The organism is Pseudomonas sp. Pseusp88 (assembly GCF_047303955.1).
Taxonomy (GTDB): domain Bacteria; phylum Pseudomonadota; class Gammaproteobacteria; order Pseudomonadales; family Pseudomonadaceae; genus Aquipseudomonas.
The window spans coordinates 22,595-45,404 of record NZ_JBGLYM010000035.1 but is presented as its reverse complement, the minus strand read 5'-3'; the positions used below and the strand labels follow the sequence as shown (position 1 = coordinate 45,404).

The window sequence follows — 22,810 nt, the reverse complement described above, 5'->3', positions numbered from 1 at the left end:
CCGCTCCCACAGATCCGACGATATTCACGCACTACTGTGGGAGCGAATTCATTCGCGAAAGCTTAATCCTGACGCCGCCAATGTGTTGGATGTGCTGGCCCCTTCGCGGATCAATCCGCTCCCACAGATCCGATGATATTCACCCACTACTGTGGGAGCGAATTCATTCGCGAAGAGGTCAGTCCAGCCAATCGAGATTCATTGCCTGAAATACCGCATTCGCGGATAAATCCGCTCTCACAATTTACAACCAGCGCTTTCGCTCTTCTTGTGCCGGATCATCCTGTTGCAATCCCCCTGTCACGCTGATGGCTCCTTGGCTACACTGGCAAGTCTTCGTTCACTAAGCTGGTAGTCATGGTTCGCTTAATTATGTGGGTCGCGTTGATCGCGGCAGCCGTATGGTTCATCAAACGCCTGATCAATCCTCCCGCCCCACGCCCCAAGCCCGAGCCCCCCGAGATCGCAGCCACGCCGATGGTGCGCTGCGCCCACTGCGGCGTGCACCTGCCCCGTGACCGCGCCCTGAGTCAGGAGCAGCAGTGGTATTGCAGCGAAACCCATCGGCTGCAAGGCCCGGCAGCACGTGACCACTGAGACCCTGTCCCTCGGCAGTGCGCTGGCGCAGCGTGTGCTGCGGCTGTACAACCTGTATCGCCTGACCATCGGCACCATGCTGGTGGTGCTGGCCACGACCAGCCTTGACTCGCAACTGTTGCAGATGGCCAACCAGGACCTGTTCCGCGCGGGTTGCTGGCTGTATCTGGTGTTCAACATCATGGTCGTGGCCCTGCTCGACCGCCCCGTGCGCCAGGCCCAGGTGTTCAGCCTGGCCATGGCCGATGCGTTAATGCTGTCGGCGCTGTTCTATGCCGGTGGCGGTCCGCCCAGCGGCATCGGCAACCTGCTGATTGCCTCGGTCGCCATCAGTAACGTCTTGCTGCGCGGCCGTATCGGCCTGCTGATTGCTGCCATTTCCGCCATCGGCATCATCTACCTGACCTTTTATATAAGCTTCAGCACCGCCAGCAGCGCGACCTCCTCCACCTATTACGTACAGGCCGGCTCGCTCGGCGCCCTGTGTTTTGCCGCCGCCCTGCTGGTCCAGGCCCTGACCGGTCGCCTGCATGTCACCGAAGCCCTGGCCCAGCAACGCGCCGACGATGTCGATAATCTCGAAGAACTCAATGCCCTTATCCTGCAGCGCATGCGCACCGGCATCCTGGTGCTCAATGCCAAGCGCCAGGTGCTGCTGGCCAACCAGAGCGCCCTGAACCTGCTCGGCCACGAGCATCTGATCGGCGAAACCATCGATAACTATTCGCCACTGCTGGTCGAACGCCTGCGCCAGTGGTTGATCAATCCGATCCTGCCACCGCGCAGCGTTCCCACGTCCCTGTCGGGGCCGATCCTGCAGCCCAGCTTCCTCCCCCTCAATCGCGGCGATCAGCGCCAGACCCTGATTTTTCTTGAAGACCTGTCACAGATCGCCCACCAGGCCCAGCAACTCAAGCTTGCCGCTCTGGGTCGCCTGACCGCCGGCATCGCCCATGAAGTTCGCAATCCTCTGGGGGCGATAAGCCATGCCGCGCAACTGCTCAATGAGTCGCAAGAGCTGACCGCACCTGACCAACGCCTGGGCCAGATCATTCAAGATCAATCGCGACGCGTGAATGTCGTGATTGAAAACGTCCTGCAGTTGTCCCGCCGTAGCGAGTCGGCACCGCAACTACTGGATCTGAAAACCTGGCTGGAAGAGTTCGTCAGCAGCTTTCGCAGTTCGGCTGCGGCCAATAAACGCTTGCACACCGATATCGGCCCCGGCAGCCTGACAACACGCATGGACCCGGAACAGCTCAACCAGATCATGAGCAATCTGGTCGACAACGGCTTGCATCACAGTGGCAAGCGTCATGACCTGGCGCAGGTATGGATCAGGCTGTTTCATGCTCCACTAAGCGAGCTGCCCGTACTGGAAGTGCTCGATGACGGCGCCGGCGTGCCCAGCGAGCATCTGAGCAAGATTTTCGAACCCTTCTTCACCACCGAAAGCAAAGGCACCGGTTTGGGCCTGTATCTGTCGCGTGAACTCTGCGAAAGCAACCAGGCCAATCTGGACTACACATTTCGGGAAGGTGGCGGCAGTTGTCTGCGCATCACCTTCGCCCATCCGTTCAAATTGAGTTGAACATGAGCCAACGGCAAAAAATCCTGATAGTCGACGACGAGCCGGACATTCGCGAACTCCTGGAGATCACCCTGGGGCGCATGAAGCTCGATACCCGCAGTGCGCGCAACGTCCGGGAGGCCCATGACTGGCTGGCGCGGGAAGCGTTCGACCTGTGCCTGACCGACATGCGCCTGCCTGACGGCAACGGTCTGGAACTGGTGCAGCATATCCAGCAGCGCCACCCGCAGGTGCCCGTGGCGATGATCACCGCCCACGGCAACCTCGACACCGCCATCCACGCCCTCAAGGCCGGGGCCTTTGACTTCGTGACCAAGCCGGTGGACCTGGGCCGCCTGCGTGAATTGATCGGCAGCGCCCTGCGCCTGCACCCAAGCGCCAACGCAGAGCGCAGCATCGACAGCCGCCTGCTGGGCGATTCGCCGCCAATGCGCGCCTTGCGCAAACAGATCGGCAAGCTGGCGCGCAGCCAGGCGCCGATCTATATCAGCGGCGAATCGGGCAGCGGCAAGGAACTGGTCGCACGCCTGATCCACGAACAAGGCCCGCGTGTCGATCGTCTGTTTATTCCGGTCAACTGCGGCGCGATTCCCACAGAATTGATGGAAAGCGAGTTCTTCGGCCATCGTAAAGGCAGCTTCACCGGCGCCCATGAAGACAAGCCAGGGCTGTTTCAGGCGGCCAATGGCGGCACGCTGTTTCTGGATGAAGTGGCCGATCTGCCCCTGGCCATGCAGGTCAAGTTGCTGCGGGCGATTCAGGAGAAGTCCATACGCAGCATTGGCGGTCAGCAGGAGACGGTCGTCGACGTACGAATTCTCTGCGCCACCCACAAGGACCTGAGTGCCGAAGTGGCCGCCGGGCGCTTCCGCCAGGACTTGTACTACCGGCTGAACGTCATCGAACTGCGCGTACCGTCATTGCGCGAACGTCGTGAGGATATCGAGCAGCTGTCGAGCAGCGTCTTGCAGCGCCTGGCCGACAACTCCGGGCAACCGTTGGCCCAACTGCATCCCCAGGCCCTGGAAACCCTCAAGGGCTACCGTTTCCCCGGCAATGTGCGGGAACTGGAAAACATGCTCGAACGGGCCTACACCCTGTGCGAAAACGACCAGATCGACGCCAGCGACCTGCGCCTGGCCGAAACCACTCGCTCAGCCGAACAGGGCGAGCACAACCTCGCCGATATCGACAACCTGGAAGACTACCTGGAAAGCATCGAGCGCAAGCTGATCCTGCAAGCCCTGGAAGAAACCCGCTGGAACCGCACCGCCGCCGCGCAACGACTGAACCTGACGTTCAGGTCGATGCGTTATCGGCTGAAGAAACTGGGGCTGGATTGAGCACTGCACTCACGCAGGCTTATTACTCTGTGGGAGCGAGTTCATTCGCGAAGAGGCCAGTACATTCGATACAAATCTGTCGTCTGATCCATTGAAGTGCGCCCCAGAAGTTGGACACCCGTCCAACTTTTGGGGCGCACTTCACCATCGCATTCGCGAATGAATTCGCTCCCACAGAATTCACTTGCCCACCGACCCGCTCCCACAATGGATGTTCAGGAGATACGGCTACTTGGGCTATATGGCCGCGCATCAATAATCGGCTCACGCCCCAACAACAGATCCGCCAGCAAGTGGCAGGACGCCGGGGCCAGCACTAATCCGTTGCGATAATGCCCGCAGTTCAGCCACAGGCCCGCGAACCCAGCCAGCGGCCCAATAAAGGGAATGCCATCAGGTGAACCGGGGCGCAGCCCTGCCCAATGGCCGACCACTTCGGCATTGGCCAGGGCCGGGATCAATTCAACCGCCGAGGCCTTGAGGCTTTCCAACGCCGTATTTGTAGGAGTCTTGTCGAAGCCTTCATGCTCAAGGGTACTGCCTACCAGGATATGCCCGTCACGACGCGGAATCGCATAACGGCCCTTGGCCAGGACCATGCTCGGCAGAAAATCCGCTGCGCACTTGTAGAGGATCATCTGGCCTTTTACCGGCTCGACGGGCAGTTCCAGACCAAGGGTCTTGAGCAACTCCCCGCTCCAGGCACCTGCGGTCAGGATCACTTGATCGCCCAGTACGTCGCCATCTGCCGTGGTCACGCCCAGTACGGTATCGCCTTCACGGACGAAACCCCGGACCTCACAATGCTCATGAATCGTCACGTTGGGCAGCGCTACCAAAGCGGCCTTGAGCGACTTCACCAATCGCGGATTGCGCACATTGGCGACATTGGCCATATAGATAGCCCGCGAATAGCCCTCGCCCAGCACCGGCACGGCCTGCTGCACGGCGTCGATCGTCACGCTGCTCAGGGGCCGCTGCTCACGTGACGCCCATTGCAGCGCCTGGGCCTCGTCATCCAGATCGAGCCAGTACAGCCCCGTGGTATGCACCTCGGGATCGACCCCGGTGCTGTTGAACAGGCGGTCGGCCAGTTGCGGATAAAAATCCTGAGACCAATGCGCCAGGGCCGTCACTGCCTGACTGTAGCGCCAGGGGTAAAGCGGCGAGACGATTCCGCCACCGGCCCAGGACGACTCCTGCCCCACCGCAGAACGGTCCAGCAGCACCACCTGCTCGACATCTGCGGCCAGATTGAAGGCCGTCAATAACCCGATGACACCACCGCCCACGATCACTACCTGCCGAGGTTTGGTCATGATTCATCCGACTGAAGAAAAATGGAGGGGCGCAGTCTAGCCCTTTCGCCGGGTCGCTGGCGCCATGAGCGAGGAAATTTGCGGCGGGGACTGATGTAAATCAATCGCTGAATCACGCTGGGCTGGCCCACTTGCGCCAACATACCGCAGCCATCTATCTGGAGTGAGGCTCCTACAGGCGTACAGCGTCTCGCATCCACCTAGAGGCAAAATGCCGCCTGTCCGGCCATTTGCCCGGATATCCATTACCCAAGGACTTTCTCTGTCGTTAACATCAAGATAATCCTCGCGTGTATTACGGAAAATTCCTACATGAATTTCGACACTTACGTCAGGCAATTGAAGACGCTATGTAGCCGTCGGAATTCAACCGCACTGGCCACCGGGCAAGCCGGTTTCACCCTGGTCGAGCTGATTGTCGCCGTGGCAATTGTCGGCATTTTCGCCGCCATTGCCGTGCCCGGCTTTGGCTCGCTGATTCGGCGGCAGAACGTCAATTCCGCGGCCAATGAGCTTTATGACCTGTTGCAGTATGCGCGCAGTGAGGCGGTGACTCAGTCGAGGAGCATCACCATTGCGGCTGCAAACGCCAGCAACGCGTCCTGGAATGACAACATCAAGGTCACCACGGTCGGCGGAACAGTCACAACCCTGCGCCAGATCGGTAGCTCAGGCCTGGCCCAGGGCATCACCATCGCTTCCGGCGTCGGCTCGCTGACGTTCACGCCGACCGGCAACTCATCGGCCGCCGCCTGCTTCAAGTTCACCTCCACAGGAGATGCCACCGTGCCGACCCAGTATGTCGGCGTACAAGCCAGTGGCCGGATCACGCCTCCGAGCAAGACCGCTCCCACGTCCGGAGAGTGCAGTTGATGATCAGATCCCTTGATAAAAGATCCGCCGGCTTCAGCATGGTCGAGGTACTGGTCAGCCTGTTGGTGATCGTAATCGGTGTGCTCGGCCTGGCGGGACTGCAAAGCAAGACCATTCCCTATACCCAGGACTCGGCGCAGCGTAATGCCGCGATCATGCTGGCGGATGATCTGATTGATTTGATGCGTGCCAGTAACAACGACTCTGGCGTCAGCGTGAAAAGCTTCCAGAAGGCCCCAGGTGCAGCATTTCCCAGTGCGCCAGGCAGTTGCGTGCCGACGCCCAGTAGCATCAGCAACCGGTTAGGTTGCTGGGCTTCCCAGGCGGCAAAGGTCTTGCCGGGAGCCAGCACACTGCAGACCAGCAACTTCTATATCTGCTGGAGCGCAGCGCCAGGCGATGTCACTGACAGCGCCTGTGGTGGATCGGCCGCCGGCAAGGAAGTCGAAATAAGCCTGGCATGGACCGTCGTTAAAGGGGGTGATTGCCTGGACGGTACCCAGGGAACTACTTGTACCTACACCATCAGGACGCGCCTGTGATGAAAATGCCCGCACCGCGCCAACAACGGGGCCTGTCGCTGATCGAGCTGATGGTGGCGATGTTGATCGGCACCTTCCTGATCCTGGGTATCACTGAAATCTTCATCAATAACCAGAAGAGCTACCTGTTTCAGCAGAATCAGGTCGGCAACCAGGAGAACGGCCGCTTCGCCCTCACCGTGCTAAGCCAGGAACTGTCCAAGGCGGGTTATCGCAGCCTGCCCATCGACTCCATCGCCGCCAGCAACGGAGCTGTGGCCGGTTGCAATTTCCCGGCGGGCGCAGCGGTAGTAGCCATTTCCCAAACGTCGTTATGCATCCAATACCAGGCGGCGACCAGAACTGATACTGGTTGCCAGGGTACGGCGCTGGCGAATGCGGGCCAGATCGTAAAACCTTATGGCCAGGTCAATCCGGTGATCGTTGAAAAGATTGCCCTGGATACCGCGACCAACTCGCTGACCTGCACCACCAGCGCCGGCGTCCAGCCTCTGGTGACCGGCATCAGCGATATCCGCTTCGACTACGGCTCGGGTAACGACAAATCCCTGACCACTTTTGCCACCAGCCCGACTCAAATCGTCGGCGCCGTGCGTTACGCCGCGCTGATGCAAAGCATCGGTGGCGCAACCATTCGTGACACGACCACCGTACCGGCCGCTCTCACCGAATGGAACAGCCGCTACGGTACGACCCTGAACGACACCACCAAGCTTTATCAGATCGTGCAAGGCACGGTCATGCTCAGGAATCAGCTGCCATGATCACCTCCGCGCTCCTGCCCCGCAGGCCAACGGCACTCGCCCAGTCCGGGGTCACGTTGATCGTGGCTTTGGTATTCCTGCTGATCATCACCGTGCTGGGCATCTCCAGCATGCGCGGCGTCGCCCTGGAGTCACGCATCACCGGTAATCTCAAGCAGGAGAAAATGCTCGAAGAGGCTGCCGAAGCCGGTTTGCGCATTGGCGAGCTGAGCATTACCCGAGTCAGCGGCACGGTGGCACCTGCCGTGGTACGTGCCTGCACCACGGATGTGTGCATGCCCTGGATGATTTCGGAACTGACCGCCGATAGCACGACCATGGACACGCCAACACGCTTTACCTCCACCTACGCCACTAACGTTGCCACGGTCAGCGGCTATGACACCAAGATCCAGTGGTACGTCGTGCAGATCGGCAAGCTGGACAAGAGCATGAACAGCTGCGCCCTGACGGGTTGCGGAGTGCTTTATTTCGAAGTGAACTCCTGCGCCTCGACCGTACTGTGCACCAGCGATACCACGACGCGGCGAGTGATCAAGCGCTCGGTATACGCTCACTACTATCCACCGCAGCAATGAACAGCAGCACGAATGGGCCGACCATGAAACCTTCAATAGCCATCCGTCGTTTTTTCACGGCCCTGCCCCTGCTGCTTGGTCTTGCTCCACTGGCGGCGCATGCGATCAGCCAGGTTCCGGCGCAAGTGCCCCTGTTCGTGAACAATGCGGTGCCGCCGCTGAATATGCTGGTGGTTGGCCGCGACCATAAGCTGTTTTTTCCGGCTTATAACGATGCGTCCGACCTGGATGGCGATGGCTCCATCGACATTCGCTATAAACCTTCAATTGATTACCTGGGTTATTTCGACTCGTTCAAGTGCTACACCTATAACAACAGTGGCTACTTCTCACCGAGCGGCACCACCACCACAGCCAACCTGAAAAAATGCGGTAGCGGCTGGAGCGGCGACTACCTCAACTATCTGACGACCTCACGTGCCGATGCCTTGCGCAAGGTGCTGTATGGCGGTTATCGATATGTCGACACTGTTTCGCAGACCATCCTGTCCCGGGCCTACATCACCACGGACGCTCATACGTGGGGTAAGGAATACATAGGCGCCGGCTCGACAGCACAACTGCTGACGGCAAACGGCTATCTCCTTTCCGACTACACCCCTCTGAGTAACCCGGGTGCTGGCAACTACACACTGTTCGCCAATAACAGCCAAGGTACCAACGAAGCATCAAACCCTCCCCTTCTGCGCATCCTGTCAAACCAGGCCAACATTCGGATCTTTGGCTGGGTTTCTCGCGAAGTGACCCAAGGTGGCAATACCGCCACCAACACCAGCTTCAACGACGTAGGGGTAAGCCCGACTGACTACGCGGTCCGGGTAGAGGTATGCAAAACAGGTTATCTGGAGACCAACTGCAAGGCTTATCCAAACGGCCAGTACAAACCGACCGGCATCCTTCACGATTACGGTGAAGGCAACCAAATGTATTTCGGCCTGATGACCGGGACTTACACCAACAACACTCAAGGCGGTGTACTGCGCAAGGCCATCAGCAGTTTTGCCACGGAAATTGATGCAACCACGGGGATTTTTGGTACCAGATCGGGTTCCGGAAGCAATGTGACCTATACCAAGGGCAGTTTGATTGGCACTCTCGATGCCCTCAAACTGGCATCGGGAAGTTGCTATCTCTACACCAACAGCATGAATAACGGAGAATGCTCGAACTGGGGTAACCCACTGGCTGAAATGATGTTCGAGACCCTGCGTTATTTCAGCGGGACGACATCTCCCACCAGTGGCTATCTGTCCGGCAGCGCCGACTCCAGCCTGGGCCTGACCGGTTTGAGCACCTGGACAAACCCATACTCGACCACCCCCGACGCCAATGCCACGCCACCTACATTTCCCGTTTGCTCGAGACCCTTTGAGACGTTGGTCAGTGATGTAAACCCCAACTACGACTCCGACCTGCCAGGCAGCAGCTTCGCCATCAGCGGCGGGCCTTCAGCCACCACCGCCCTGGGCAACCTCAACGTCACGAGCCTGGGTGGCACCATCTGGAGCAACGATGTCGGTGGCAGCAAGAGCATCAATATCGGCGAGACCACCTCCCAGAGCGATACCGCACCGACTGCCAAGACGGCCGCCAGCTTCGGCACCATCAGAGGCCTGCCGGAAGAGCCGACCAAACAGGGCACCTACAATGCTGCGGCCGTGGCTTACTACGGCAACACTAACCCGATCACTTCGCCCGGCAACCAGAAAGTCCAGACCTTTTCCATTGCCCTGTCCTCGACCCTGCCGCGCATCCAGATGCCTGTGGGCGGCGGCACCATCACTCTGGTCCCCTTCGGCAAAGTGACCAATGGCGTGACCGAGCAGTTGACCGGTTTCTATATCGATTCAATGTACAACATGCCAGGACAGCCATCGGACTCCACCGTAAACGGTGGTCGCGCCCAGGCCATTTTCCGCGTGGTCTTCGACGACTGTGCCCAGGGCTGCGACTATGACATGGACGCCATCGTGCTCTATACCGTCGCGGTTACGGCAGCTGGAACCCTCAGCGTCACCACCCAGACGGTGTATTCGGTATCGGGCTCAGAGTCCCACATGGGTTACACCATCTCGGGCACTACCAACGATGGTATTTATCTCGAAGTCACCGGTGGTGGCTCCACCGGTGCTACCCATTACGTCCTCGATACGCCGGGGAATCAGTTGCCAGGCTCCTGCGCCAGCGGCTGCACCGGTAGCAATACCTTGCTGCCTGGCCGCAGAAGTCCCAGCGTGATAGTCAATGGCGGCGACACTCATGTCCGAACCTTTACGGCCTCGTCCGCCACTACCATTACCAACCTGCAAAACCCGATGTGGTATGCAGCCAAGTGGGGCGGTTTCGGAGATAGCAATAACGTCACTGGCAGTACTCCGGTTTCCGGCCAGTGGGACTCGATCAAATCCGGCACGCCGAATAATTACTTTCTGGTGACCAACGCCTCAACGCTGAAAGCGCAACTGGCGGCAGCCTTCAACCAGATACTGCAAAAGAACAGCTCGGTGGCAGCACCAGCAGTGTCGCCGGTATTGGGTACAAACAATTCCAATTCGACCTATGTCAACAGCATGAACGTGGCCTACTGGAGCGGAGACCTGACCAAGACCACCGTTACCACAACTACGACCTCGACCACCTCGACGGTCAACTGGTCTGCAGCGGCTCAGATGCCCGCTTGGGGATCGCGAAATATCACCATGGCCAACAATGCTGGCACTGCATTGCAGCCCTTTAACTACAGCAACGTGACCAGCAAAACCCCTGCACTGACAACCCCTCTGACTACGGACCAGGTGGACTTTCTGCGCGGCGACACCAGCAAAGAGACCTCCACATATCGCAGACGCGCATCCCTGATCGGCGATATCGTCAACTCCGGCCCGGCCGTGGTTACCACGGCCAAATATATCCCGGCAATTGCGGAGGCATTGGGCGGTTCGCCTGGTGACTACCAGACATTCAAAAACACCCAGGCTTCGCGGCGTGGCCAGGTCTATGTAGGCGCCAACGACGGTATGCTGCATGGCTTCGACACCGCCACCGGGGTAGAGAAATTTGCCTTTGTGCCATCGGAGGTATTTCCCAACCTCAGCGCCCTGACCGCCAAGACCTATAACACGGACTCCTCGCTACACCGTTTCTTCGTCGATGGCTCACCGGTCATTTCCGATATTTACTTCGGTGGTGCCTGGCACACCATCCTGGTCGGCACCCTGGGCGCTGGTGGGCGGGAAATCTTCGCTCTGGATGTCACCAACCCGGACAGCATCAGCCTGCTTTGGGAATACACCTCCCAGACCGATACCGACCTGGGCAATACCTTTGCCATGCCCGTGGTCACCAAACTGCACTCGGACCAATGGGGCGTCATCATCGGCAATGGCTACAACGGAAATAACGGCAATGCTTCGCTGCTGGTCATCGATGCCGCGACCGGCGCGCTGATCAAGAAGCTAACCACCTCGGTCGCAGTCGATAACGGTCTGTCCTCCCCGGTGGTCCTGGACTTTGACTCGGACGGCATCGCCGACTACGTCTATGCCGGTGACCTGAACGGAAATCTGTGGCGCTTCGACCTGAACGGTACGTCCACCAGCAGCTGGGTCGTCTCGTTCAGTAATACTCCGTTGTACAAGGCCAAGGTCAGCGACGCCAACAACGCGGCGGTGCAATCGATTACGGCGCCACCCGTGGTCATACGCCATCCGACCGGCACCGGAATACTGGTCATCTTTGGCACCGGTCGTTACTTCACCTCGGCGGACAAGACCAGTACAGACCTGCAAACCTTGTATGGCATCTGGGACAAACAGGCCAGCAACAGTGCGCCGACCCTGAACCGGGCCAGCCTGCAGCCACAAACCATTACCGCGCAGAGTACCAGTACCTTTAGCTCGACCACCCAGACGGTGCGTACCGTCAGCGCCAGCAGTGTGGACTGGACCACTAAATACGGCTGGTACATGGATTTCGCCGTCGGTACGACCTACCTGGGTGAACGCATGGTCGACCCGATGAACCTGACACCCAGCGTGCTGTTCGTCTCGACCCGCACCCCAAGCACGGACGTCTGCACCCCCGGCATTACCGGCTGGAGCTATGGCCTGGACCCCAATACCGGCGGATCAACCACTTTCAGCGTGTTCAACTTCAGCCGTACCGGTACCATCACCGATGCCGACAAACTCAACGGCAGCGTGGTCAGCGCCTATGCCACCGTGGCGGGTGGACTGGCCTTTATGTCCAACTCCAGCACCAACGTCGCGGGCGCGGTCAACGGCTCAAACGTCAGTGCCGATGGCTCGTTGATGGGCGTCAGCCTGGGTAACAAATTCGATGGCCGCCAAAGCTGGCGCGTTATTCCCTGGGCCCAATAATGAGAGTTCACATGCACAAACAACGCGGCTTCACCCTGATTGAGCTGATGATCGCCGTGGCCGTCGTCGGCATCCTTACCGCGATTGCCTACCCCAGTTACGTCAAGTACGTTCAGAAGAGCTATCGCTCGGAAGGTATCGCCATGCTTGCCGATGCCACGGCGCGGATGGAGCGGTATTACGCGCAGAATAACTCCTATGCGGCGAGCAACCTGGCGGCTATCGGGATTGGTTCCAGTAACACCAACTCTCCTACAGGCAAGTACACCCTCAGCTTCAGCGGTACCCCCACGGCCACAACCTACACCTTGCAGGTTGTCCCGCAAGGCAGCCAGGCCACTGATAGCTGCGGCACCATGAGTGTGGATCAGGCAGGGGGGCGGACTTCGTCGACCGGCGCAACGGACTGCTGGAAATAGTCGCCAGATGGTGTGAGAGATCATTCTGTTGGCGCGAATTGTGGGAGCGAATTCATTCGCGAAGAGGCCGTTACAGTCGATACATGTTTTGCGCCTGACGTACCGCTTTCGCGAATAAATTCGCTCCCACAAAAGCTTCAAGTGAGTCAGTGAATTACATCTAGTGTGCCTCGACGGGACCGCATTTCAGCTACGCCCCCAACAAAACGCCGTATCAGCGCTGCTCTCACGATTATCCCTGCGCCCCAGATGATCGAGCACAAACCGCCCACAGCGATCTCCCGTCATCTTTCCATCCGCCAGTGGTGAAGCGCTCAGCACAAACCGCTGACCGTCACCGCGCTCGGCCTCAATCGCGTATACGCCGTTATCAGCAGGAATCTCCAGTTTGAAAGCCGGCGGCCCCGGCACATCCGCATATTGCCCATGGCGTGAGTAAAAGCGCTCCAGCTGATGAGCGATATCGCTGAGCAGCCCGCTGATATCCGCGCGATGGGCGCGCCTGACGTATTCGTTGTAGGCCGGGTAGGCGAGGTTGGTCAGAATCGCGACTATGGCCATGGCGATCAGTAGTTCAAACAAGGTGAAGCCGGTATTTGCGTGTTTCATCAACAAGCCTCCTGGCAAATACAACCCGCTAAATTGGAATGACATCCTGCGGGTTCTGCGCTCTCTGCACGACAGCGCTAGATCGCAGATGCGTCACTGCAACTGCCGCCACATAATCCGGCAGGCGCCATAAATCGTCTCGAGTACCGTCCGCGACCGCCCCTGCACCGCCACAGCCGTAATGCGATACAGGGTCATGGGCCCGGACGCCGGGCAATTGGGCGGACGACTGGCGGGGACATCGCTCTGACCCAGGTTCTGGATCAGGTAATAACCGTCCGCAGTCGCCAGCCAGGGCAGGCCGGAGCCGCCTTGTGGTCCGGCGCGGTCGACCTTGAACGACTCGGGCGGCGGCAGGCAGTAGAGGCAGTCGGGGAGTACGTCGCCGGGTGCACGCAGAGTGGCTTCGGCGTTGCGCAAAACGGCTTCGGCTTTCTGTAGAGAGCGGTTGGCCAGATGCTGGCTGGCGACAATTTTCTCTTGCAGGGTCGCGGTCTGCAGACTGGCGCCGCTCAGCAGAAGCAGCACCAGCAGGAATATCAGACTGACGGGCAAGGCCAGCCCGAGTTGTGCGACGCGGCTCACGTGCGCCAGCCATTGCGCAGGGCCACCGCCAGATGCCAGGTCTGATCGGCAGTGCGCTGTTGCGGGTCGGTCAAGGTCAGGCTCAGGCGTACGCTGCGCAGATCCGCCACTCGCTCGACTGGCAGATCCGGGCTGTAGCTCATGGGTGTGCCAGCCAGACCGAAGGAAACACTGAATGCCTTGACGTTTTGTACCAGCCCCTGCCCTTCCAGCTGTATAGCATTGCCGGTGAATCGGTAGTTCAACTGGCGCAGATGGAAGTTGACCATTTCCGGCCGGGTGACTTTGCCCACGTACAGCTTCGCCGCAGCCTTACAGTCGGACACAACCGTCCAATCCGGATTGCCTGTATCAGTAGTGATCATGCTCAGGGTCTGCTTTTGCCGATCCCAGCGCAGTGGCTGGCGGAAAACCTCGGGCACGCTGGCCGCCGCCTCAAAAGCAGCGCAACCGTACATCCCGGCCATGCGAATTTCCTGCGCCAGCTTTTGCAGCAGATAGCGGGCGTCTTCCTGCATGCGCATGGCGGCATCCTGAGCCAGGTAGCTGCTCTGGGTGGCCATCAACAAACGTGTCAGGCCCAGAGACAGGATCAGGCCCAACGCCAGAGCCAGCATGATTTCAACCAGACTGAAGCCCTTCATGGCGCAAACACCAGATGGCTATCAAGGGCACTGTCCAGGGTGAACGCCCTTAATGCGCCCTCCTGGCCTGCGGCACGGCGATCACTCCATTGCAGATTGATGGTCACCGATGGGCCACCGAGGACGATGCTGGCCTCGGCGTCGTTACCGGCAAAAGCCTGGATATTGTTTTTGAAGTCGAACAAATCCTGATCCCGGGCGTTGCCCGGATTGGCGCTGGACGGGGCCTGATCCAGAGAGGCCAGGGCGTAACTGGCAAATATCGACGCGGCGCGATCAGGGTTGCCGTCGACATTGGCGCGGATGCGGTCGAGCATGTCGTACGCGACCAGACTGGCCTGGGCGTCCATCCGCGCAGCATCGGCATACTGCAGGGCCTTGAGCTGAACGGCGGCAGCCCCCAGCAGCCCGACAGTCAGCACCAACGCGGTAACCAGCACTTCGATCAGGGTGACCCCGACTTGGGCACGCAACGCTCCCTCACACATCTCTCAGCTCCTCCTTGAGCCTTTGACGCTGCAAGTGAAGCCGAGAACGCCAAGGAGCGCAGGCGCAATGTGTAACGGTTTTTCACTCGCGTTCAGGCGCTGGCAGGTGTCTGCTTGTGCGCCTGTTCACCGCGCAAGGGAGTGCGCCATGAAATGTCAGAAGGGTTTTGGACTGATTGAACTGCTGGTCGGGCTGACGCTGGTCGGCGTCCTCACCGGTATCGCCTACCCCAGCTTTTGCGCAATGCTTGAGACCCAGCGCCATCGGGAGGCCGCCCTGCAACTTTCCCACAGCCTGCGTAGCGCCAGGACCGAGGCCCTGCTGCGCAGTCAGACGATCTGGGTCGAAGCCATCGATGACGACTGGAGCCGGGGCTGGCAGATTCGCCCGGACAGCGACAACGAACAGGTGCTGCTGGCCGAACGAACGCGCAACGGCAAGCCGCGGATTGTCGGCAATAGCAAAATCATGAATAGCATTGGCTTCAGCGCTCAGGGAATGCCGCTGCAAATCGGCAATGGTTCGCTGTTCATGTGCATGCGCGATCAGCCCCGCAGCCACTATCAAGTGATAGTGGCTGGCAATGGCCGCGTGCGGGTCGATGAGAGCAAGGGCGAACAGGCACTCTGCGGTTGACTCAAGTCACAGCAGGGATTTGACCCGCAGCTCCTTGGGCATCGAGAAGGTGACGTTCTCCGGACGACCGGCCAGTTCGTCAGCGCCGACCGCGCCCCAGGCCTGCAATTGCTCAATCACGCCTCGTACCAGCACTTCAGGAGCCGAGGCGCCGGCAGTGATACCGATGCGCTCGACGCCATCGAACCAGTCGCGTTGCATGTCTTCGGCGCCGTCAATCAGGTAGGCGGGCGTCGCCATGCGCTCGGCCAGTTCGCGCAGACGGTTGGAGTTGGAGCTGTTCGGGCTACCGACCACCAACACCACGTCGCACTCATTGGCCAGTTGCTTGACTGCGTCCTGGCGGTTTTGCGTGGCGTAGCAGATGTCGTCCTTGCGCGGCCCGCCGATACTCGGAAAGCGCGTACGCAGGGCATCGATGACCCGGCTGGTGTCATCCATGGACAAGGTGGTCTGGGTCACGAATGCAAGGGATTCGGGGTTGTTCACCTGAAGATTGGCGACATCTTCCTCGTCTTCGACCAGATAGATCGCACCGCCATTGCTGGCGTCGTACTGGCCCATGGTGCCCTCGACTTCCGGGTGGCCTTCATGGCCGATCAGGATGCATTCGCGGCCATCGCGGCTGTAGCGAGCGACTTCGATATGCACTTTGGTAACCAGCGGACAAGTGGCATCGAACACCTTGAGGCCACGGCCCGCCGCTTCCGTACGCACGGTCTGGGAAACGCCGTGGGCACTGAAGATGACGATCACGTCGTCCGGCACCTGGTCCAGCTCTTCGACGAAGATCGCACCACGGGCGCGCAGGTCTTCGACGACAAATTTGTTGTGAACCACTTCATGACGCACATAGATCGGCGGCCCAAACACTTCCAGCGCCCGATTGACGATTTCGATGGCGCGGTCCACTCCAGCGCAGAAGCCGCGGGGGTTGGCGAGTTTGATTTGCATGCTGTGCCTCAGCTACGTATGAAACAAAAACGAAAAGGCCCCGCAAAAAGCGGGGCCGATGACGCAGACATCAATCAGAGCGCCTTGACCTCGAAGATTTCCACTTCGAATGTCAGGGTCTTGCCCGCCAGCGGGTGATTGAAATCGATGGTCACCTGAGCCTCGTCGAACGCTTTGACCACGCCCGGCAATTCAGTATTGGCCGCATCGTTGAAGATCACCAGCAAACCTTCCGACAACTCCATGCCCTGGAACTGCGAACGCGGCATGATCTGCACGTTCTGCGGGTTGGGCTGGCCGAAAGCGTTTTCCGGCAGAACCTCAAGAGTGCGCTTGTCACCGGCCTTGAAGCCGAACAAGGCGGCTTCAAAACCAGGCAGCAGGCTGCCATCACCGACCTTGAACGTGGCCGGAGCCTTGTCGAAGGTGCTGTCCACCGTATCACCGTTTTCCAGACGCAGTGCAAAGTGCAGCGTGACCTGGGTGTTCTGGCCGATGCGTTGCTCGGTCATTACCTGTTCAGCCATGAGCGGGTTCTCCGGTTTTCCGGGTTTTAAACATATCCAGTGCCAGCATGATTGCGCCAACGGTAATGGCGCTGTCGGCAAAATTGAACGCCGGGAACATCCAGCGGTTCTGCCAATGCACCAATACGAAGTCGATGACATGACCGAGAACGATACGGTCATACAGGTTGCCCAAAGCGCCGCCCAGCACCAATGCCAGGGCAATGGCCAGCCAGGTTTCGCTGCGACCCAGACGCTTGAGCCAGATGATCAGCACCAGGCTGACTACCACTGCAATCAAGGCAAACAGCCAGCGCTGCCAGCCCGAGCTGTCAGCCAGGAAGCTGAAGGCCGCGCCGGTGTTGTAGGCCAGCGTCCAGCTGAAGTAGTCCGGAATGACCACAATCTGCTGGTACAGGCTCAGGGCGCTCTCGAAATGCGCCTTGCTGACCTGATCGATGATCAGCACCAGCACGCTCAGGACGAGCCAGCCAAGACGGCCGGCTCCGTTCGTTTTAGGCATAGTGACGAACCTCGCCCTTGCCGCTGATGTTGTCTACGCAACGACCGCAGATTTCCGGATGCTCGGGATTGACCCCGACGTCCTCGCGGTGATGCCAGCAACGGGCGCATTTGGCGTGACCGGACTTGACCACCTTGAGTTTGAGACCGGCCACTTCCGTGACCACGGCATCGGCCGGAGCGCTGGCCAATGGCGCAACGCTGGCGGTGGAGGTGATCAGCACGAAGCGCAGTTCATTGCTCAGCTTCGAAAGGTCAGCTACCAGGGACTCTTCGGCAAACAGGGTCACTTCGGCCTGCAGGTTGCCGCCGATGGCCTTGGCTGCCCGCATGTTTTCCATTTCCTTGTTGACCGCGACCTTGACCGCCATGATCCGCTCCCAGTAGGCGCGGTCCAGTTCGAAGCCTTCCGGCATCTCGCTCAGGCCCTGGTACCAGGTGTTGAGCATGACCGACTCGTTGCGCTCGCCCGGCAGGTACTGCCACAGCTCGTCGGCAGTGAAGGCCAGGATCGGCGCGATCCAGCGCACCAGCGCTTCGGAGATATGGAACAGCGCGGTCTGGCAGGAACGCCGCGCGGTGCTGTTGGCACCGGTGGTGTACTGACGATCCTTGATGATGTCCAGGTAGAAGCCGCCCAGCTCCTGCACGCAGAAGTTGTGCACCTTGGAGTAGACGTTCCAGAAACGGTATTCGCTGTAGTGCTCTTCCAGCTCGCGTTGCAGCAGCAGTGCGCGATCAACCGCCCAGCGATCCAGGGCCAGCATCTCGTCGTCCGGCAGCAGATCGGTCGCCGGATTGAAGCCGCTGAGGTTGGAGAGCAGGAAGCGCGCAGTGTTGCGGATACGCCGATAGGCATCCGCACTGCGTTGCAGGATGGTCTCGGAAACCGCCATCTCACCGGAATAGTCGGTAGCCGAAACCCACAGGCGCATGATGTCGGCGCCCAGCGTGTCGTTGACCTTCTGCGGCGCGATCACGTTGCCCAGGGACTTGGACATCTTGCGACCATTCTCGTCCACGGTGAAGCCGTGGGTCAGCAGCTCGCGGTACGGAGCGTGGTCGTCAATCGCGCAGCCTGTCAGCAGCGACGAGTGGAACCAGCCGCGGTGCTGGTCGGAGCCTTCCAGGTACAGGTCGGCACGCGGACCGCTCTCGTGGCCCATCGGGTGCGAACCGCGCAGGACGTGCCAGTGCGTGGTGCCGGAATCGAACCAGACATCCAGGGTGTCGGCGATCTTGTCGTACCGGGAAGCTTCATCGCCGAGCAGTTCGGCGGCGTCCAGCTTGAACCAGGCTTCGATGCCCTCTTTTTCGACGCGCTGGGCGACTTCTTCCATCAGCTCGACGGTACGCGGGTGCAGTTCGCCGCTTTCCTTGTTCAGGAAGAACGGGATTGGCACACCCCAGTTGCGCTGGCGGGAGATGCACCAGTCCGGACGGTTGGCGATCATCGAGTGCAGGCGTGCCTGACCCCAGGCCGGGACGAATTTGGTGTCTTCGATGGCCTTGACCGCACGTTGGCGCAGAGTGCCGCCGGTGGTCGGCTGCTTGTCCATGCCGACGAACCACTGCGCGGTGGCACGGTAGATCAGCGGCGACTTGTGGCGCCAGCAGTGCATGTAGCTGTGGGTGATGGTCTCGGTGTCCATCAGGCTGCCGACTTCGGCCAGCTTGTCGATGATGTTCTGGTTGGCCTTGAAGATGAACTGGCCGCCGAAGAACTCCAGGGACTCGGCGTAAACGCCATTGCTCTGCACCGGGCTGAGGATGTCGTCGTTGGTCATGCCGTAGCGCTTGCAACTGTTGAAGTCGTCCACGCCGTAAGCCGGGGCGCTGTGCACTACGCCAGTACCGGCGCCCAGTTCGACGTAGTCAGCCAGATAGACTGGCGACAGACGGTCATAGAACGGATGACGGAAGTTGATCAGTTCCAGCGCCTTGCCGGTGGTCAGGGCGATGACCGAACCTTGAAGCTTGTAGCGGGCCAGGCAGGCTTCGACCAGCTCCTCGGCCAGCACCAGCAGCTTGTCGCCGACGTCGACCAGGGCGTAGTTGAATTCAGGGTGAACGTTCAACGCCTGGTTGGCCGGAATGGTCCACGGGGTGGTGGTCCAGATCACGATGGAAGCAGGCTTGCCGAGCGCTGGCAGGCCAAAGGCTTCGGCCAGTCTGGCTTCATCGGCGATCGCGAAGGCGACGTCGATGGTCGAGGATTTCTTGTCGGCGTATTCGACTTCCGCTTCGGCCAAGGCCGAACCACAGTCAAAGCACCAGTTCACAGGCTTGAGGCCCTTGAACACGAAACCGCCCTTGACCATTTCCGCCAGGGCACGGATTTCCCCGGCCTCGTTGGCAAAGTTCATGGTCAGGTAAGGGTTGTCCCAATCGCCCAGCACACCCAGACGGATGAATTCGCTCTTCTGCCCGCCAACCTGTTCGGCAGCGTAGGCGCGGCACAGCTCCCGGGTCTTGTCGGCGCCCAGGTTCTTGCCGTGGGTGACTTCGACCTTGTGCTCGATCGGCAGACCATGGCAGTCCCAGCCCGGAACATAAGGCGCATCGAAACCCGACAGGGTTTTCGAGCGCACGATCATGTCCTTGAGGATCTTGTTGACCGCGTGACCGATGTGAATAGTGCCGTTGGCGTAGGGAGGGCCGTCGTGCAGAACGAACTTGGGACGATCCTTGCCAATTTCGCGCAGCTTCTGGTACAGGCCAATGCTGTCCCAGCGCTGCAAGATTTGCGGCTCGCGCTGGGGCAGGCCGGCCTTCATCGGGAAGGCGGTGTCCGGAAGGTTTAGCGTGGCTTTGTAGTCGGTCATTTCAGGCTCTTGGTTAGCGGTTGGCCATGCCAATGGGCACGGGCGGCGGCGACATCCGCATGGATCGCCGTCTTCAGCGCCTCCAGTGAGGCGAAACGCTGCTCATCACGCAGCTTCTGGTGGAATACCACCGTCAAACGCCGGCCATAAATATCACCGGCAAAGTCCAGCAGATGCACTTCCAGGTGGGCAGTGCCATCACCTGCCACGGTCGGGCGCACGCCAATATTGGCGACGCCCGGCCATGCCGTGCCGTCGATCAGCGTACTGACCAGGTAAACCCCGGTCATCGGCACACGGCGGCGCTTGAGTTGAACGTTGGCCGTGGGCGTACCCAACTGCCGGGCGAGTTTCTGCCCGTGCAACACGCGACCGGCTATCTGATACGGGCGCCCGAGCAGACGTTCGGCCAGGGCGAAATCGGCCACTGCCAGGGCATTGCGAATCTGTGTGCTGCTGACCCGCACGCCGTCGATCTCGACGGTCTGGGCAGCTTCGACGCTGAAGCCCTGAGCGTTGCCCACCTGCTGCAGGAAGTCGAAATCACCCAGGCGGTCACAGCCAAAACGGAAATCGTCGCCGACTTCCAGATGGCGCACGTCCAGGCCTTCTATCAGCACCGTATCGACGAATTCGGCGGCACTGAGCTTGCTCAGGCGCTCGTTGAACGACAGGCACAGCACCTGGTCGACGCCTTCGGCCGCCAGCAGCTCCAGCTTGTCGCGCAGCCGCGCCAGACGCGCCGGAGCGGTCTCTGGAGCGAAAAACTCGCGCGGTTGCGGCTCGAAAATCACCACGCAACCGGGCAGGCCCAACTCGACCGCACGCTCACGCAGGCGCGCCAGGATAGCCTGGTGGCCACGGTGAACACCGTCGAAGTTGCCAATAGTGGCGACACAGCCCCGATGCTGGGGGCGCAGATTGTGGAGGCCTCGGACCAGCTGCATAACGCGCTTCTTGCTCATAAAGTGGGCGATTATAACCACACACAGCCTTGGACGACAGGCAACAGACCAAGGCAAAACCACGGCAATCGGCTCGCGATGCGAAAAACCGACGACCACCCTTCACATCAGAACTACATGATCGCCTTGCGGGCGAAGTCCTTCAGGCGAAAACCCAGCAATAAAAGCATGCCGAAATACGCCACCAGACCGGCCGCGACCAGCCCTCCCAGGCGAATAAAGCGCTCAAGCATATGCCCTTCGTCCCAGGCCGGCATTACCTGCATCAGGCCCAGCAATACCCCGGACATCACTGCCACGGCCAGCACCAGCTTGAACAGGTACTTGGCCCAGCCGGGTTGCGGCTGGAACAGGTCCTGGCGACGCAATTGCCAGAACAGCAGTCCGGCATTGATGCAGGCACCGCCACTGATCGCCAGGGCCAGGCCGGCATGTTGCAGCGGACCGATGAATATCAGATTGAGCAGTTGAGTAACAATGAGGGTGAAGATGGCGATTTTCACCGGGGTACGGATATTTTGTTGCGCATAGAAGCCAGGCGCCAGCACCTTGATCAGGATGATGCCGAGCAAGCCCACCGAATAAGCGATCAAGGCACGCTGGGTCATGGCCGCGTCCAGTGCATCGAATTTACCGTACTGGAACAGCGACACCGTCAGCGGCTCGGCGAGGATTCCCAGGGCCAGGGTACAAGGCAGCACCAGCACGAAACACAGGCGCAGGCCCCAGTCGAGAATCCGCGAATACTCGTGACGGTCCTTGCTGGCGTATGTCTTGGAAAGAATTGGCAACAAAATCGTCCCCAAAGCCACGCCCAGCACACCGGAAGGCAGCTCCATCAGGCGATCGGCGTAGTACATCCACGATACCGAGCCGGCGGCAAGGAACGAGGCAAAAATCGTATTGATAATCAGAGAAATCTGACTGACCGAGACGCCAAGGATCGCAGGCAGCATCTGCTTCATCACACGCCAGACACCGCTGTCACGCAGATTCAGGCGCGGCAGCACCAGCATGCCGATCTTTTTCAAGTGCGGCAGTTGATACAACAGCTGCATCAGGCCGCCGACCAATACCGCCCAGCCCAGGGCCATGACCGGCGGGTTGAAATACGGGGTCAGGAACAGGGCAAAGACAATCATGCTGACATTGAGCAGCGTCGGCACGAACGCCGGGACCGAGAAACGGTTCCAGGTATTGAGGATCGCCCCGGCCAGGGATGACAGGGAGATGAGCAATATATAAGGAAAGGTCACCCGCAGCAGGTCGCTGGTCAGGGCAAACTTCTCCGGGGTATCGGCGAAGCCCGGCGCCGTGGCCCAGATCACCCAGGGCGCAGCCAGGATGCCCAGTGCCGTGACCAGGGCCAGGACCAGGGTCAGCAACCCGGTGACATAGGCGACAAAGGTGCGGGTCGCCTCCTCCCCTTGCTGGCTCTTGTATTCCGCCAGGATCGGTACGAACGCCTGGGAAAACGCGCCCTCGGCAAAGATGCGCCGCAGCAGGTTGGGCAATTTAAAGGCAATGAAAAAGGCGTCCGTGGCCATGCCCGCGCCGAAAGTACGCGCAATGATGGTGTCGCGAATAAAGCCCAGCACCCGGGAAAGCATGGTGATAGAGCTGACGGCGGCCAATGATTTGAGTAGGTTCATCGAAAGAATGTGCTTCCT

At 59.8% G+C, this 22,810-nt stretch carries 21 protein-coding genes; 10 read left to right on the top strand and 11 right to left on the bottom strand.

All coding sequences use genetic code 11. From position 1 onward, the window contains the following. Window positions 1–357 precede the first annotated feature (357 nt). Genes ACCD02_RS27930 through ACCD02_RS27920 form a run of 3 tightly spaced genes read left to right on the top strand, consistent with a single transcriptional unit; the run spans window position 358 to window position 3,531 of the window. Window positions 358–597 (top strand): PP0621 family protein, encoded by a 240-nt coding sequence (locus ACCD02_RS27930; RefSeq protein ID WP_413309130.1) that lies wholly within the window; start codon window positions 358–360, stop codon window positions 595–597. Further along, complete coding sequence (locus ACCD02_RS27925; RefSeq protein WP_413309128.1) at window positions 587–2,188, top strand: two-component system sensor histidine kinase NtrB; 1,602 nt, start codon at window positions 587–589, stop codon at window positions 2,186–2,188. The genes ACCD02_RS27930 and ACCD02_RS27925 overlap by 11 nt, the downstream gene beginning before the upstream one ends. A gap of 2 nt (window positions 2,189–2,190) precedes the next feature. After that, window positions 2,191–3,531: a sigma-54-dependent transcriptional regulator gene (locus tag ACCD02_RS27920; protein WP_413309126.1), complete on the top strand. Its 1,341-nt coding sequence runs from the start codon at window positions 2,191–2,193 to the stop codon at window positions 3,529–3,531. 215 nt (window positions 3,532–3,746) lie between these two features. On the opposite strand, the gene thiO is transcribed toward ACCD02_RS27920, so the two are convergent. Then, a complete protein-coding gene (gene thiO, locus ACCD02_RS27915; RefSeq protein ID WP_413309124.1) occupies window positions 3,747–4,850 on the bottom strand; it encodes a glycine oxidase ThiO in 1,104 nt (367 codons plus the stop codon). Window positions 4,851–5,162: 312 nt separating this feature from the next. Here thiO and ACCD02_RS27910 point away from each other — a divergent pair, with 312 nt between their 5' ends. Genes ACCD02_RS27910 through ACCD02_RS27885 form a run of 6 tightly spaced genes read left to right on the top strand, consistent with a single transcriptional unit; the run spans window position 5,163 to window position 12,405 of the window. Further along, window positions 5,163–5,723 carry a GspH/FimT family pseudopilin gene (locus ACCD02_RS27910; protein ID WP_413309122.1) on the top strand — a complete coding sequence of 187 codons (561 nt, stop codon included), beginning with the start codon at window positions 5,163–5,165 and terminating at the stop codon, window positions 5,721–5,723. Further along, window positions 5,723–6,265 (top strand): type IV pilus modification protein PilV, encoded by a 543-nt coding sequence (gene pilV, locus ACCD02_RS27905; protein ID WP_413309120.1) that lies wholly within the window; start codon window positions 5,723–5,725, stop codon window positions 6,263–6,265. Before ACCD02_RS27910 ends, pilV (ACCD02_RS27905) begins: the two co-directional genes overlap by 1 nt. Beyond that, entirely contained in the window at window positions 6,265–7,029 is a 765-nt protein-coding gene (locus ACCD02_RS27900; RefSeq protein ID WP_413309118.1) for a prepilin-type N-terminal cleavage/methylation domain-containing protein, read from the top strand. Before pilV (ACCD02_RS27905) ends, ACCD02_RS27900 begins: the two co-directional genes overlap by 1 nt. Continuing rightward, a complete protein-coding gene (locus ACCD02_RS27895) occupies window positions 7,026–7,607 on the top strand; it encodes a PilX N-terminal domain-containing pilus assembly protein (RefSeq protein WP_413309116.1) in 582 nt (193 codons plus the stop codon). Before ACCD02_RS27900 ends, ACCD02_RS27895 begins: the two co-directional genes overlap by 4 nt. Before the next feature lie 23 nt (window positions 7,608–7,630). Further along, on the top strand, window positions 7,631–11,986 hold the full coding sequence (locus ACCD02_RS27890; RefSeq protein ID WP_413309114.1) for a pilus assembly protein: 4,356 nt from the start codon (window positions 7,631–7,633) through the stop codon (window positions 11,984–11,986). 11 nt (window positions 11,987–11,997) lie between these two features. After that, window positions 11,998–12,405: a type IV pilin protein gene (locus ACCD02_RS27885; RefSeq protein WP_413309112.1), complete on the top strand. Its 408-nt coding sequence runs from the start codon at window positions 11,998–12,000 to the stop codon at window positions 12,403–12,405. Between the two features lie 186 nt (window positions 12,406–12,591). On the opposite strand, the gene ACCD02_RS27880 is transcribed toward ACCD02_RS27885, so the two are convergent. From ACCD02_RS27880 to pilV (ACCD02_RS27865), 4 genes are all read right to left on the bottom strand, one after another. Beyond that, on the bottom strand, window positions 12,592–13,014 hold the full coding sequence (locus ACCD02_RS27880; protein ID WP_413309110.1) for a type IV pilin protein: 423 nt from the start codon (window positions 13,012–13,014) through the stop codon (window positions 12,592–12,594). Window positions 13,015–13,107: 93 nt separating this feature from the next. Next, window positions 13,108–13,599, bottom strand: coding sequence for a pilus assembly protein PilX (locus tag ACCD02_RS27875; RefSeq protein ID WP_413309108.1), 492 nt, complete (start codon window positions 13,597–13,599; stop codon window positions 13,108–13,110). Further along, window positions 13,596–14,243 carry a PilW family protein gene (locus tag ACCD02_RS27870; RefSeq protein WP_413309106.1) on the bottom strand — a complete coding sequence of 216 codons (648 nt, stop codon included), beginning with the start codon at window positions 14,241–14,243 and terminating at the stop codon, window positions 13,596–13,598. Before ACCD02_RS27870 ends, ACCD02_RS27875 begins: the two co-directional genes overlap by 4 nt. After that, on the bottom strand, window positions 14,240–14,731 hold the full coding sequence (gene pilV / locus ACCD02_RS27865) for a type IV pilus modification protein PilV (RefSeq protein WP_413309104.1): 492 nt from the start codon (window positions 14,729–14,731) through the stop codon (window positions 14,240–14,242). Before pilV (ACCD02_RS27865) ends, ACCD02_RS27870 begins: the two co-directional genes overlap by 4 nt. Before the next feature lie 148 nt (window positions 14,732–14,879). Here pilV (ACCD02_RS27865) and ACCD02_RS27860 point away from each other — a divergent pair, with 148 nt between their 5' ends. After that, window positions 14,880–15,368, top strand: coding sequence for a GspH/FimT family pseudopilin (locus ACCD02_RS27860; RefSeq protein ID WP_413309102.1), 489 nt, complete (start codon window positions 14,880–14,882; stop codon window positions 15,366–15,368). Window positions 15,369–15,374: 6 nt separating this feature from the next. Here the strand turns inward: ACCD02_RS27860 and ispH are convergent, their stop codons facing one another. From ispH to murJ, 6 genes are all read right to left on the bottom strand, one after another. Beyond that, on the bottom strand, window positions 15,375–16,322 hold the full coding sequence (gene ispH, locus ACCD02_RS27855; RefSeq protein WP_413309101.1) for a 4-hydroxy-3-methylbut-2-enyl diphosphate reductase: 948 nt from the start codon (window positions 16,320–16,322) through the stop codon (window positions 15,375–15,377). A 74-nt stretch (window positions 16,323–16,396) separates the two neighbouring features. Then, a complete protein-coding gene (gene fkpB / locus ACCD02_RS27850) occupies window positions 16,397–16,849 on the bottom strand; it encodes an FKBP-type peptidyl-prolyl cis-trans isomerase (protein WP_413309099.1) in 453 nt (150 codons plus the stop codon). Next, window positions 16,842–17,351, bottom strand: coding sequence for a signal peptidase II (gene lspA / locus ACCD02_RS27845; RefSeq protein ID WP_413309097.1), 510 nt, complete (start codon window positions 17,349–17,351; stop codon window positions 16,842–16,844). Before lspA ends, fkpB begins: the two co-directional genes overlap by 8 nt. Beyond that, entirely contained in the window at window positions 17,344–20,175 is a 2,832-nt protein-coding gene (gene ileS, locus ACCD02_RS27840) for an isoleucine--tRNA ligase (protein ID WP_413309095.1), read from the bottom strand. Before ileS ends, lspA begins: the two co-directional genes overlap by 8 nt. After that, entirely contained in the window at window positions 20,172–21,122 is a 951-nt protein-coding gene (ribF, locus tag ACCD02_RS27835; protein ID WP_413309093.1) for a bifunctional riboflavin kinase/FAD synthetase, read from the bottom strand. Before ribF ends, ileS begins: the two co-directional genes overlap by 4 nt. Before the next feature lie 131 nt (window positions 21,123–21,253). Further along, window positions 21,254–22,792 carry a murein biosynthesis integral membrane protein MurJ gene (gene murJ / locus ACCD02_RS27830; protein WP_413309142.1) on the bottom strand — a complete coding sequence of 513 codons (1,539 nt, stop codon included), beginning with the start codon at window positions 22,790–22,792 and terminating at the stop codon, window positions 21,254–21,256. Window positions 22,793–22,810: the final 18 nt, after the last annotated feature.